Origin of the sequence: Streptomyces sp. NPDC048603 (assembly GCF_043199475.1) — a bacterium.
GTDB lineage: Bacteria > Actinomycetota > Actinomycetes > Streptomycetales > Streptomycetaceae > Streptomyces.
The window spans coordinates 313,140-326,605 of the sequence record NZ_JBICVY010000005.1 but is presented as its reverse complement, the minus strand read 5'-3'; the positions used below and the strand labels follow the sequence as shown (position 1 = coordinate 326,605).

Here is a 13,466-nt window from a genome sequence, read left to right as displayed (position 1 = left end):
GCTTCAACGCACCGATCGAATATCCGCGCGCACATGGACCGGCAGCGGTGAGCCACATTCGTGATAACCGAAGGACCCGTTACCGGAAGCGGTGGACGGAATCACCTTGTTGTAGATCGACCCGATGCACAGTTCCTGGAAGTCCCCGGTGTCCGCCGACAGCCGGGCCGCCAGCTGCGCCTTGGCGATGTCGACGGTCTTGAGCACGCCGTCCTCGTCCTCGACCTCCACGCAGGCGTGCGGCAGGTCCAGGGCGCCGCCGAGCACGCCGCAGAACCAGCCCCGCTTCGCCTCGGCCCGGTACCCGGCGGCGCGGAACCGCTCGGCCAGAAGCAGGCTCGCCGCGATGCAGCTCGTCGCGCCCAGGTCGTGCACCAGCCGGTAGTCGGCCTGCATGGCCACGGGGATCATCTGCCAGCGGTAGCCGGCCCCGAGGTAGTCGCGGGTCAGCCCCCGCAGCTCGGAGGAGACCAGCGGGGTCCGCGCGCCGGTCGTGGTGACCGTGGCCGCGTACTCGGCGGACCCGGCGCTCGGCCCGGGGGCCGTACCGCCGTCGACGCGCCCGCCGAAACGGACGGCGTCGGGCGCCTCGAACCGCCACGGCGCGACCCCGTCGCACTCCGTGCATTCCAGGTGGACCCGGAATTCCCAGGTCTTCTCGCGGAGCAGGTCGTCCATCGAACGGCCGGCGAACCGGAAGAGCATGCGGAACGCGAGCTCCGGCTGAGTGTTCGACCTGCCCGAGTACATTCCGAGGTTGTACAGGTCGTTCGCGTCGAAATGGCGCACCCCCGACCGCTCCTCGAAGGGCAGTCCCGCCCCGACGAGCCCGTCGATCTCCGCCGGCCCGCAGCGCAGCATTTCCCGCGCCACGGATTCCGGCTGGGTCCTGACGGCGTATTCGGCGGGAATGAACTCGATCGAATCCGCCACTTTCTCCCAGGGCGTATCCGTTGCTACAGCTTGGTCTGGCACAGTACCGGCCCCCCTGCCTGAAATCTGCGGAACAATCCCGACCGTATCAGCCGGAGTTCGCGTCGCGACAGATTAACTTCACATACGTCACCGTGCATTTCACACAAACGCAATGGAGGAATCAACGCCGGGCAGACTACCCGTCACCGGGCCCTTTCACCCGCGGCGTTCAGTTCCCCGTTCTCGTAGCGCCGCCTGCACTCCCGGCGCTGCACCTTGCCGCTGGAGGTCTTCGGCAGCGCCCCGCGCCGTACGACGAGGACCTCGTCCGGGGTGATCCGGTGGCCCTCGCGCACCGCGTCGTACACGCGGCGGCGAATGGTTTCCGCGCCGGTGGTGTTGAGCAGCCGGCCGTCGGCCTCGACGACCAGCACCAGCCGCTCGCGTTCGCCGTCGTCGCAGGAGAACGCGGCCGCGCTGTTCGGGTGCAGTCCCGGTACGGCGCGTTCGGCGGACAGTTCGAAGTCCTGCGGGTAGTGGTTGCGGCCCTTGCGGATGATCACGTCCTTCAGCCGCCCGGTGACGTACAGCTCACCCCCGTACAGGAAGCCGAGGTCGCCGGTGCGCAGGTGGGGATCGGTGGGGGCACCGGGTCCGGCGACCCGCGCCCGGAAGGTCTGCTCGCTCTCCGCCTCGCGGCCCAGGTAGCCGGCCGCCACGCAGGGGCCGGTGATCCAGATCTCGCCGACCCGGCCCTCGGGGAGGTTCCGCCGGGTCACGGGGTTCACGATCCGTACCCGGGTGCGGCCGACCGTGCCGCCGTTGTTGACCAGCGGCACGGCCCCCTCGGCGTCTTCGGCGGCGGGCAGCGCGGTGCCGTCACGCAGGGCGGCGGCGGACACCCACAGGGCGGCGGGCTCGTCCTCCGGACGGGAGCCGGTGGCCTTGAGGGTGTTCTCCGCCAGGCCGTAACCGGGGCACATGGCGCGGGAGTCGAAGCCGTGGGGCGCGAACGCCTGGGTGAAGGCGCGGATGGTGGACCAGCGGACGGGTTCGGCGCCGTTGGCCGCCAGCCGCCAGCGGGACAGGTCGCCCACCGAGCCGGCCTTGCCGTCCGCGGCGGCCCGCGCGCACAGCTCGTAGGCGAAGCTGGGGCCGCCGGAGTGCGTTCCGCCGAACCGGGCCATGGCCTCCGGCCAGCGGATCGGGCGGCGGATGAAAGCCTCCGGGGGCATCAGATAGGAGGGAATGCCCGCCCACAGGGGCATGACGATGCCGAACAGCATGCCCATGTCATGGAAGTGCGGCAGCCAGCTCACCACGGTGCCGTCCGGCTCGCACGGGCCCACCTCGTCGGTCTCGGCCACGTTCGCCAGGAAGTTGGCGTGGGTGACCACGACTCCCTTGGGGTTGCCCGTCGAGCCGGAGGTGTACTGCAGGAGCGCGGTGTCCTCGGGACCGGGCGGCGCCGGCAGGGGCGTGGCCGCGTCGTAGCGGAGGGTGTCGGTGGCGAGCAGGGTGAGTCCGCCCAGGGCCGGCATGTCCCCGAAGTTCTCCAGGAGGTCCCGGGCGATGTCGGTGGTGGTCAGCACGGTCGTGGTGCCGGCGTCGTCGGCGATCCGGCGCATCCGCTCGACCTCGTCGCGTCGCCGGGGCACCTGCACCGGGGCGCCGGCCACCCGTCCGTACATGCACCCCAGGAGGGTGCGGACGAATTCCAGTCCCGCGGGGTAGGCGAGCACGGCGCTCCGGCCGGCGAGGCCTTCGGCCGTGAAGGCGGCGGCCCGTAGGCCGGCCTGGTGGTGGAGTTCGCGGTAGGTGAGCGTCTCCTGCGGATACTCGCCGTCCTGGAGGAACACGAAGGCGGTTTCGTCGGGCTGCTTCTCGCTGCGCAGCAGCAGGGCGTCGCGGAGGGTGCGCACGTCCACGGTCGTATGCGGTCCGGTGGTGCTCACGGTCAGGTCTCCTTGTTGGCCGGTCGTCGTGCACGCGGGCCGGCGCGCGCCGTCCGGGTGCACCGTCTGCCCGTCAGGGCCGGGGAAAGCCGGGATGGTCCGGAAGAGTGAGGAAGCCGGGAAGGCTGTGAAGACTGAGAATGCTGAGGAGGCTGAGGAGGCCGGGAAAGCCGGGGAGGCGGGGAGGCGGTCCACGGCGCGCGGCGGGGCGCCGCCGGCCGGTGGGTCGGAAGTCTCCGGAAGCCCTACGGGCCCGGGCCACGCCGGCGCCGGGCAACCGGCACGGCGCCCGGGGCTGCAGGACTGGGGCCCCCGGCCCGGGGCCGGGGGCCTGGCTAGTGCGGCACCGCCACCGGGGTCAGCGCGTGCTCGACGGCGGCCAGCACCCGGCCCGTCGCCTCCGCGGCGGCGGGGACGACATCAGCCAGCAGCAGGTACCCGTGCACCAGCCCGGGCGCCGGAACCTGCTGCACCGCGACGCCGTCGGCGGCCATCCGCGCCGCCAGGGCGACGCCGTCGTCGTGCAGCGCGTCGTACTCGGCGGTGCCGATCACCGCCGGCGGCAGCCCGCGGTGATCGGCGCGGAGCAGGTCGATCGCCGGGTCGGTGCCGCGCCGCGGCTCCGGCACGTACTGCTCGTAGTACCAGCGCAGGTCGTCGGCGTCGGACAGGTAGCCCGAGCCGTACGCCGTGACGGACTCCGACGTCAGGTCCGGATCGGCCGGGGGGTACACCAGCAGCTGCGCGGCGAAGCCCATGGTGCCGTGGTCGCGCGCGTGGAGGGCGATCCCCACGGCCAGGCTCGCGCCGGCGCTGTCGCCGGCGATCACGTGCTCCCGCCCGGGGAAGCCGGCGTCCGCCCATTCGGCGGCTGCGATGCCGTCCTGGAGGGGGCCGGGGTGCGGGTGTTCCGGGGCGCGGCGGTAGTCGACGGAGACGACCACCGCTCCGAGCGCGGCGGCGATGCGGCGGCAGACCCCGTCGTGGGTGTCGACGTCGCCGACCACCCAGCCCCCGCCGTGCAGGTAGGTCACCAGGCGGCCCCGGTCGGTGACCGGGAGGTAGACGCGCACCCCGAAGCTGCCGTCCCGGGCGCCGATCAGCCGGTCCGACACCGCGGCGACCGCTTCGGGCGCGGCGCCGCCGCGGGTGCGGGCAGCGCTGTCGGCGTACCGGCGGCGGGCCTGCTCCACGGTGAGCGTGCGCACCGGTGCCGGTCGGTCGACAGCCTGCCATTGGATCAGGGCACGGATGAAACGGTCGAGGGGCACGTGTCTCTCCTCGGGTCACGGATACGGCGGGGTGCGAGGGAGGTGCCGAAGGGCCGTCACGGCCGAATGGGCGCGACGGGCGCGACGGGCCCGGGGCAGCCGGCGCTCGCCCCCGAACGCCGGCTGCGGTCTCAGCGGGCGACGTCGGCGGGCAGCTCGAAGTCCGTGGTCATCTCGGTCCACTCCGGCAGCGACTCGATCTCGACGACCGCCGCGGTCAGCGAGTATCCGCCGCCGGCGCCGACCAGGAGCACGTGGTCGCCGGGGCTGACCTCCTTGGTCTCCACCAGGCGGGCCACGGCCGCGGTCAGGTCTCCGGCGCCCAGGTGTCCGGTGTAGCGGCCCCAGTTCCACAGGGTGCGCTCGGCGGTGATGCCCAGCGGGTTGTAGAACTGGACGTGCATCATCAGGTTGCCCATGTTGGGCAGCAGGACCTTGGCGAAGTCGTCGGTCTTGTGGCCGGTCTTCTCACAGACCGTACGGACGACGCTGAGCAGTGCCTCCTCGGCGCGCTGCAGCACCGACTCCTTGCCGACCTCCTCCAGGTAGGACTTCTTGGCCACGCGCAGGTTCTCGTCGATGACCTCGCCGTACGAGGAGGTGAACGGGTCGGTGCCCCGGTGCAGCGGCTCCAGGGTGGCGTCGGTGAGCGAGGCGATGGCCTTGATGCGGGCGAAGCCGCCGGTCGTGGAGAGCACCATGCCGGTGGAGCCGTCGCCGAAGACGATGCCGTACGAGCCCCGCCAGCGGTCGAAGCCGGGCGGGCAGAACCGGTCGGCGGTGGTGATCAGGGCGCTCTTGGCACGTCCGGTCTCGAGCTGGGCCACCGCCAGGTCCATGGCGGCCATGCCGCCGTTGGACATCCCCTCCACGTTCAGCGCGAAGGCGTCGGTGATCCCCAGCTCGCGCTGGATGTAGGGGGCGGAGTTCCAGTGGTGGTCGCGGCCCTGGTGGTAGATCGAGGCGTGCAGGATCAGGTCGACCCGCTCCCCGACCACGTCGGCGGCGCGTTCGAGGGCCTTGCGTCCCGCAATCACACCCATGTCCGGAACAGATATGCCGGCCGAGGCCACCGGGAGGCAGGGGATGTCATTGACTTCGTTCTCTTCGTCGCTGTACCTGCCCTCGGCCAGCGCGTCCTTGCACGATTCCGCGGACGGAATCCAGGTCGCGGCCGACGTAATGTAGACAGGAATGCTCATGCTGTGGTTCCTCCCAGTTCGATGCCCGCCGAGTCGACAGTTCCCGGGCACTCAAATGCCGGACCGATCCGGTTGTGACGGCATCGCGCCATGGCTCTGACCAGGGTCAACCGGCACGAGCGCGCTCGGCGGTCCGGCTCGTCAGCTCGCGAACACGACGCGCGAAGCTGTGAGACTTCCGCCGACGGATACCGTCACGTATCTGTTTCCGCCGCCCAAGCTACAACGTCCGCCCCGGTCATTCGCATATGCGTTTCTCACGACTTGCGGTTAATCCTGCACGGCGTCCGGAGAGGCCCGGGACGGGGCTCGGCCCGGCCGGCTTCGGCGGATTGCGGTCGTCGAATTTGGAGCGTACCTGCGAGTAGCGATCTCGTGAACCCCGAGACATGAACACGCTTAATGGCGCACTGCCGACACGCGTGGAAACACCGGCATTCCGAACGCGGGCGGCGACGGGGGACGGGGCGGTGTGCGCACCCCGGTCCGGGGCGCGCCGGGGCATCCGGGGCAGCGCCCCCGCACCCCCACACCTCCGGTCCCCCACTCCGCCCGGGCGGCCCCGCCGCCCCGCCCGGCCAACCCGCCCCCGCCATTTCGAAACGCGTCCGAATATTACCCTACCGCGCCCGCATGGCTGATGCCCCGTCAACTTGCGCAGAGGCGCCGGGGACACGCCGGGGACACGCCGGAGGAAGGGGCGATCGGCTCGTGGCCGGCGCGGGTCGGCGGTCACCCGGACCCGGCCCGTGGCCTGCGCGGAGAGCCGCCCGGGCCCCTGCGACCGACCGCCGGCCACGCTGATCGCGGCCTCCAACACACCTACATATAGACCGAGTTGAGGCATCGAGAAGAGTACGCTTGCGCCTCGAGCAGGAGGGGTGACAATCAGCCGCCCCACCGCTACCGTGTGACCGCGTACACCTATACGGGTGGAAGACGGGGGAAACGTGCTCAGTCAATCTTTGACTGGTGGTTTACTCGGGGGCTTTGTGTACCTACGCCAACACATGGAAGCATGGCGACCGTTGCAGGACTCCACAGCGCCCGGACTGCCGCGCGAACCGTGCAGCAGCTCCAGCATGAGTTGATCCGGCGATAACCCCTGGCTGACCTCAGCGCACCACCCGGCTGCTGCGCCCATTCCCGCGTCGCCGTCACAGCATCACGACTGCGGCGCCGGTTTCGCTTTTCCGCGTACGCGGGACACGCGTTGCCGCCACCCGCGAGGTACGCCTCCTTCTGCTGAACGCACCCGAGGGCAGGAGCCCTGGTGCGACTGCCACACCCGAAGGAGAGAAATGAACGTGCGTTACCAGGCGGCGCGACGGGATCGACCTCGCGGGCGGACTCACCGCCGCGGATAGCCGCACCCCGCACGGCGTTCAGGGGGAACCCGACCGCACCGGATCCAGCCCATGACCAGGGCCGGCCGGCGGGCGGGGTGACCGACCGTGCGCGCACCGAGCCCGGGGGGGACCAACCCCGGGACAGGCATTCCATCCGGAACCGGAATTGCGACTGCTGTTCACCGATCCGGTACCGGCCGATTCTGTTGCGTTGCAGCAGTTCGGTGATGCTGGCAGGGCCTCCGGGCACGCCTCGAAACGCATCCGTTTCACTCCAGGGCGGCTCCGCCTTTCCGCAATTCACGCCTCGGGTGGGAGTGCCTGCTTCAAATTTTCGCACGCGTTCGCTATTCTCGGACGCGAGTTGCTACTTTCGGCCCGACCGGCCGGTCGAGGAACTACTTTGGGGGATCCAGTGGGAATCGATGTACTGGTGTCCGATGACCTGCACCTGTCCCGATTCGGACTCACCGCACTACTCGAACGACACGAGGAGATACGTGTCGTCGGTTCAGCGGAAAGCAATCTCGATGCACTGCAGTTCGCCGAGTCGCACAAGCCGGACGTGGTGATCATCAGCTTCGAGGGAGCGGACAGCGACGCGATCGTCGTCGCGGAGAAGATCGCGAGCCTCCCGGGCTGCCGGAGCATGTTACTCGCGACCGCGTTCACCCGGTCCGTGGTCCGTCAAGCCTTCGCGGCCGGCATCGGCGGCATGGTGGAGCGCAGCGTTCCGCCGCGCCAGTTCTTCGAGGCCATCCACCGCGTGTACCAGGGCGAGCGGGTGTTCGACGCCGAACTGACCGTCGCCGCACTGGTCAACGAGAACTGCCCGCTGAGCCTGCGCGAATTCTCCGTGCTCGAGCACGTCTCCCGGGGCGACACGGTGGTCGAGATCGCCGCACGGTTGCACCTCTCCCAGGGCACCGTGCGCAATTACCTCTCGTCGATGGTCACGAAACTGGGAGCACGCAACCGGATTGACGCCTTACGGATCGCCCGCGATTCGAACTGGATCTGATCCGCCTCACGTGCCCTCTCGCAACTCCCCCCACTCCCGACCGTCGCGACTCGTCCCCATAAGGCGCAGACTCGAAAAATACCATCCGGGCCCCCGCTCAGGCAATGCCCTGGAACCTGTCTCCTTGCCGAGAAATGACAGCTTGATAATCGAATGCTCGGTTTTTCACGGAACAGGACGTGACGGCCAAGCAGGCACCCCAGAAGCCTGCTTGTCCGCCCATATCCGTACCTGAAATTGCAAGCCGCCGTTCCGCTCCCCGCCGACCGCCCTCCCGCTCCGGGCGTCGCGGCGGGCGCCGGCCGGCCGCCAGGAGCCTGCCCCCGAGTCCCGAGTCCGCCCCTGGGCTGCCCCTGGGGCTGCCCCTGAGGCCGGCCGGCGAGAAAAATCTTCACAAGACCGGACAAAAAGGTTTCGATGGCCTGTGACGGGCAATGCTTGATGTAAGACCTACGAAGCGAGCGAGGGAGTCCGACCGGAGTAGCCGACTGTGGCGGAAGCAGGTTTGCCGCCCTGGCCGACTGCAACGGTAGGGCTGAGAGGCCCGACGGTCCCCGACCCGAAGGCGACCCCCATCACCTGATCCGGACCATGCCGGCGCAGGGAGACCGTTTCGTAGGTCGCTTTCGCGTGCCGCGACTCCGGCCCGTCCGGTCACACCGGCCAGAGCCCCTACGGTCACGCGTCCAGCCGGTCGACGAGGAGGATGGCCACGTCGTCCGAGAGACGGCCCCGGGTGTGCAGGATCAGGGCCTGGCGCAGGCCCTCCAGGAACGCCTTCCGGGTATGGCCGCCCATCCGCTGCATGGCCCCGGCCAGGTCGAAGAAGGTGTTGTCGCCGTCGCGGGCCTCGATCACCCCGTCGGTGTGCAGCAGCAGCCGGTCCCCGGGCAGAAAGGAGTAGCTGTCCAGCCGCCCGGGCGGCCCGGTGATGAACTCCTCCAGGCCCAGCGGTGGCAGGGGGGTGCTGGGGGTCAGGGAGTGGACCGTGCCGTCGCGCAGCAGCAGGGGCGCCGGATGCCCCCGGTTGATCAGCTCGACGCCGTCGCCGTCCGGGATCTGGGCCACGACCGCGGTGACGAACCCCTCCATCAGGGAGTCCTCACCGCCCGACCGGCCCGAGCCGGCGAGTGCGGCGTCCCGCCGCAGGGCCGCTCCGCAGTGGTTGACGACCTCCACCAGGTCGTCCTCGTAGTGCACGGCCTCGCGGAACGCGCCGAGCACGACCGCGGCGGCCCGCACGGCGGGCAGCCCCTTGCCCCGGACGTCGCCGACGATCATGCGTATCCCGTAGCGGGTCTGGACCGCGTCGTAGAGGTCTCCGCCGATCTGGGCTCCGGTCTCGGCCGCCAGGTACATGCTGGCGGCCCGTACCGGGCCCAGCCGGGCCGGTACGGGCCGCAGCAGGACCTCCTGGGCGGCCGCGGCGATCCGGCGGATCTGGTTGAGCTCGTTCTCCCTGCGCCGGCTCACCGCCCGGCTGGTCATGAAGCTCGCCACCGACACGAGGGTCAGGGCGAACAGGTTCGTGTAGACCTGCTGGCCGCCCCACGCCTGGTTGTGGGTGGCTGTGATCACGCTGACCACGACCGCCACCCCCGCCGCGGCGAGCGTGCCCCGGGGGCCCATGGTCACCGCCGCGAGAGCGGGTGTCGCGACGAGCATCGGACCGGTGTACACGATGTGTGCGGGCGTGAGCTCGATGACGAGCACCAGCAGGGCAATCGCGAAGGGCACGGCCTCCGCGAGTCGGAAGAGGACCTGGTGGTGGCCGCCGGCTCCCGGTCCCGGGGGCGCGCGCAACGGCGCTCTCATGAGTCCAGCCTGCCTCCCCCCGGTCCGCGCACGCCACTCGTCGCGGCTGTTCACGGCGCTTCATGGCGCTACAGGGCGCTTCACGGCCCCCGCCACCGGACGCTCACCGGGATGTCCGGCCGCCGCCCGGACCGGGTAGGGATACAGGAGTGAGCACCGACCCCGCGGAGCCTCCCCGGGTCTCCCGTCAGGAGTTCGACGCCCTCTTCGCCGCGGTCCGCACCTGGGGCCGCTGGGAGCGGGCCGACCGGGGCGCCTGGAACCGGGTCACCCCCGACCACGTGCGGAGGGCCGCCGGCCTGGTCCGGGACGGGACGGCGGTACCCCTGGGGCTGCCCTGGAACACCCGGCCCGGCCCCGACAACCCCAGGCCGGCCCTGCACTACATGTCCGACCTCGGCGATGTGGAACCGCCGGAGCCTGCCACCCACAAGGACTTCCTCGCCGTCGACTACCACGGCAAGTCCGTCAGTCACCTCGACGCGCTCTCCCACGTCGCCTACCGCGGGCAGCTCTACGGGGGGCACCGGGCCCGCGAGGTCATCGGCGCGGACGGCGCCCGCTTCGGCTCGGTGGCGGCGCTCGGCCCGCTCGTCACCAAGGGCGTGCTCCTCGATCTGCCCGCCGTGCTGGGGACGGACTGGCTCGAGCCCGGGCAGCCCGTGCACGCCCGCGACGTGCGGGCCGCCGAGGAGGCGCTCGGGGTCACGGTCGACGAGGGGTGTGCGGTGCTGCTCCGCTCCGGCCGCTTCCGGCGCCTGCGCGAGGCGGGACCGTGGGACGTGGGCGCGGCGAGCGCGGGCTTCCACGTGGACGCGCTGCCGCTGCTGGCCGGGCGCGGGATCAGCCTGCTCGGCGCCGACGGGGACAGCGACCTGCGCCCCTCCCCGGTCGAGGGGGTGCACTCCCCGGTGCACGCCCTGGCCGTCGCGGCCATGGGGGTGCCCCTGCTGGACAACCTGGACCTGGAGGCGCTGTCGGCCGCGTGCGCCGCGGCGGGTCGCCATGAGTTCATGATCGTCGTGACGCCCCTCAACGTCCCCGGCGGGACGGGATCCCCGGTCGATCCGGTCGCTCTCCTGTGAAGGTGCAAATCGCCGGGAATATACTCAAAGGCGCTGATTCAACTTCGCGGCACAGACCCGGCCAGGGGAAGTGATGCAGATGGGGGTCACGGGAGAACAGATCGGCCCCGCACGCTCCCGTGAGCTGTTCCTGGGGGGCGAGCCGGTCGGAGCCGGGGTGCGGAATCCGATCCTGAACTCCTGGCTGCGCTGCCGGCTGCTGGGGCTGTCCGCGGAGCAGAGCGAGCTGCCGTACCGGGACGACTTCGATCCCGACAGCCGGCTCGTCCGGGCGGCCGGACCCGTGCTCGACCAGCTGCAGTCCCGTTTCTCCGGCAGCCAGATGAACATCTCCGTCGCCGACGGGAACGGCACGGTGCTGCAACGCCGTTTCGGTGACCCCGCGCTGGCCCGGACCCTGCCCCCGATCCAGAGCGTGCCGGGATTCGTCTTCGCCGAGCGGTACGCCGGCACCAACGGCATCGGTCTCGCGCTGGCGGAACGGCGGCTGGTCCAGGTGTACGGCGCCGAGCACTTCGCCGAACGCAGCCAGACCAGCGCCTGCTGCGCCGCCCCCATCCGGGACCAGCTCAGCGGGCACATCGTGGGCGTGCTCTGCTTCGGTTACCCGCACGCCTACGAACGCCCGGCCCTGGCCGTCCTGGTCCGCCGGGCCGCCGAGAGGATCGAGCAGCGGCTGACGGAGCAGAGTTCGGAGCGCGAGCGCGGACTGCTGCGGACCTACCTGGACGCCGAACGGCGCGCCGCGCCGGGCGGGGCCGCCCCGGACGGGCGCCACGTCGGGCCGGCCGTCCCGGCCGCGCCGGACGGACTGGAGGAACTGGCCGAGCTGCCCGATCTGGAACTGGATCAGCACGACCGGAGGATCCTCCAGGAGAAGGCGACCGAGCTCATCGCCCTGTCGCGGCGGGGCGCCGTCGACGTGACCCTGCCGCACGGCCGGGAGGCGACCCTGCTGAGCCACCCGGTCACCAGTCCCTCCGGGGTGGAGGGCATGGTCGTCGAGGCCGTGATCGGCAGCAACACACCGCCCGTCCACCACCTCTCCGTCGCACCCCGCAGCGGCCCGGCGGCCGCCGGGCCGGGTGCCGGCACCGGCGCTGCGCGCCCCGGCAGCGTCCGCGGTCTGGTCCTCGTAGGCGAGCCGGAGGTCGGGAAGTACGCCGTGCAGGCGCGGCGCCGGCTGGAGCTGCTGGCCGAGGCCAGTGCCCGGATCGGCACCACCCTGGATGTGACCCGGACCGCCGAGGAGCTCGCCGAGCTCGCGGTACCGGGCCTGGCCGACTACGTCACCGTGGACCTGCCCGAGGCCGTGCTGCGCGGCGACGAGACCTTCGACCCCGAGACCGACCTGCACCGAACGGTGGTCCACGGCATCACGGACGACTGCCCTCTCTACCGGGTCGGGGAGCAGCTGGACTTCCGCCCCGGCACCCCCCACATGCGCTGTCTGACCAGCGGGCAGACGGTCCTGGAGCCCGAGCTGAAGGACGCGGCCGGCTGGTTCGCCCAGAGCCCCGAGCGGTCCGGCCGGCTCCTCGACTACGGGGTGCACTCGCTCATCGCGGTCCCGCTGCTCGCCCGCGGCGCCCTGCTGGGCATCGCCAGCTTCTACCGCCTGCGCGACCCGTCCCCGTACGGGGAGGACGACAGCCGGCTGGCCCAGGAACTCTGCGCCCGGGCCGCCCTGTGCATCGACAACGCCCGCCGCTACACCCGGGAGCACACCCTGGCCCTGGCCCTGCAGCGCAGCCTGCTCCCGCGCGGCCTGCCCGAGCAGGGGGCCGTCGAGGTCGCCCACCGCTACCTGCCCGCCGAATCCGGGGTGGGCGGCGACTGGTTCGACGTCATCCCGCTGTCCGGCACCCGGGTCGCCCTCCTGGTGGGCGACGTCGTCGGCCACGGCCTGCACGCGGCTGCCACCATGGGCCGGCTGCGGACCGCGGCCCGCAACTTCGCCGAGCTGGAACTCGCCCCCGACGAGCTCCTCACCCACCTGGACAACCTCCTGGTGCGGCTGGACCGGGAGGAGGGCGACGACGGCCCCACGGGCAGCAACGGCATCGTCGGCGCCACCTGCCTCTACGCCGTCTACGACCCGACCTCGCGGCACTGCACCATGGCCCGGGCCGGTCACCTCCCGCCGGCGCTGGTCGGCCCTGACGGCACCGTGACCTTCCCCGACCTGCCCGCCGGTCCCCCGCTGGGTCTGGGCGGCCTGCCCTTCGAGACGGCCGAGATCGAGCTCCCCCGGGACAGCACGCTCATCCTGTACACCGACGGGCTGGTCGAGGACCGCCACCGCGACATCGACCTCGCCCTCGACGAGCTGCGGCACACCCTGTCGCACCCCGACCGGCCCCCCGAGGACACCTGTCAGGCCGTCATGGACGCGATGGCTCCCGAGCACCCCTCCGACGACATCGCCCTGCTGGTCGCCCGCACCCACACCGTGCCCGACGACCGGATCGCCGTGTGGGACGTGCCCGCCGACCCCGCACGGGTCTCCGACATCCGTGCCGCCGCCACCCGCCGGCTGGCCGACTGGGGGCTGGAGGAGCTCGGGTTCGCCACCGAGCTGATGCTGAGCGAGCTGGTCACCAACGCGGTCCGGTACGGCGGCGAGCCTATCCGGGTAAGGCTGATCCGCGACCGCACCCTGATCTGCGAGGTCTCCGACGGCAGCAGCACCGCCCCGCACCTGCGGCGGGCGGCCGGCACGGACGAGGGCGGGCGCGGCCTGTTCCTCGTGGCACAGCTGTCCCAGGCGTGGGGCACCCGCTACACCCCCGAGGGCAAGGTGATCTGGGCCGAATGCGCCCTGGATGCCGCCTGACATCCACCGCGCGTTCC

Annotated in this window: 8 protein-coding genes; 3 read left to right on the top strand and 5 right to left on the bottom strand. The window is 71.5% G+C overall.

From position 1 onward, the window contains the following. Positions 1 to 3 precede the first annotated feature (3 nt). The 4 genes from ACGFQ9_RS14190 to ACGFQ9_RS14175 form a co-directional block, all read right to left on the bottom strand. On the bottom strand, positions 4 to 933 hold the full coding sequence (locus ACGFQ9_RS14190; protein ID WP_393574035.1) for a hypothetical protein: 930 nt from the start codon (positions 931 to 933) through the stop codon (positions 4 to 6). A gap of 185 nt (positions 934 to 1,118) precedes the next feature. Next, positions 1,119 to 2,870, bottom strand: a complete 1,752-nt coding sequence (locus ACGFQ9_RS14185) for a fatty acyl-AMP ligase (protein WP_393574034.1) — start codon at positions 2,868 to 2,870, stop codon at positions 1,119 to 1,121. Positions 2,871 to 3,205: 335 nt separating this feature from the next. Further along, positions 3,206 to 4,141, bottom strand: a complete 936-nt coding sequence (locus ACGFQ9_RS14180) for an alpha/beta hydrolase (protein WP_393574033.1) — start codon at positions 4,139 to 4,141, stop codon at positions 3,206 to 3,208. A 131-nt stretch (positions 4,142 to 4,272) separates the two neighbouring features. Next, positions 4,273 to 5,343 carry a ketoacyl-ACP synthase III family protein gene (locus ACGFQ9_RS14175; RefSeq protein WP_393574032.1) on the bottom strand — a complete coding sequence of 357 codons (1,071 nt, stop codon included), beginning with the start codon at positions 5,341 to 5,343 and terminating at the stop codon, positions 4,273 to 4,275. Between the two features lie 1,782 nt (positions 5,344 to 7,125). Here ACGFQ9_RS14175 and ACGFQ9_RS14170 point away from each other — a divergent pair. Next, positions 7,126 to 7,713 carry a response regulator transcription factor gene (locus ACGFQ9_RS14170; RefSeq protein WP_393574031.1) on the top strand — a complete coding sequence of 196 codons (588 nt, stop codon included), beginning with the start codon at positions 7,126 to 7,128 and terminating at the stop codon, positions 7,711 to 7,713. Between the two features lie 678 nt (positions 7,714 to 8,391). On the opposite strand, the gene ACGFQ9_RS14165 is transcribed toward ACGFQ9_RS14170, so the two are convergent. Then, positions 8,392 to 9,528: a PP2C family protein-serine/threonine phosphatase gene (locus ACGFQ9_RS14165; protein WP_393574030.1), complete on the bottom strand. Its 1,137-nt coding sequence runs from the start codon at positions 9,526 to 9,528 to the stop codon at positions 8,392 to 8,394. Between the two features lie 149 nt (positions 9,529 to 9,677). On the opposite strand from ACGFQ9_RS14165, the gene ACGFQ9_RS14160 reads away from it, so the two are divergent. Then, on the top strand, positions 9,678 to 10,613 hold the full coding sequence (locus tag ACGFQ9_RS14160; protein WP_393574029.1) for a cyclase family protein: 936 nt from the start codon (positions 9,678 to 9,680) through the stop codon (positions 10,611 to 10,613). A 79-nt stretch (positions 10,614 to 10,692) separates the two neighbouring features. Beyond that, positions 10,693 to 13,449, top strand: coding sequence for a SpoIIE family protein phosphatase (locus ACGFQ9_RS14155; RefSeq protein ID WP_393574293.1), 2,757 nt, complete (start codon positions 10,693 to 10,695; stop codon positions 13,447 to 13,449). Positions 13,450 to 13,466: the final 17 nt, after the last annotated feature.

What these genes read in the sequence shown, in the direction of transcription:
- ACGFQ9_RS14175 (WP_393574032.1), bottom strand. Translation starts at nt 5,343, where the DNA reads ATGAGCATTCCTGTCTACATTACGTCGGCCGCGACCTGGATTCCGTCC.
- ACGFQ9_RS14165 (WP_393574030.1), bottom strand. Translation starts at nt 9,528, where the DNA reads ATGAGAGCGCCGTTGCGCGCGCCCCCGGGACCGGGAGCCGGCGGCCAC.
- ACGFQ9_RS14155 (WP_393574293.1), top strand. Translation starts at nt 10,693, where the DNA reads ATGGGGGTCACGGGAGAACAGATCGGCCCCGCACGCTCCCGTGAGCTG.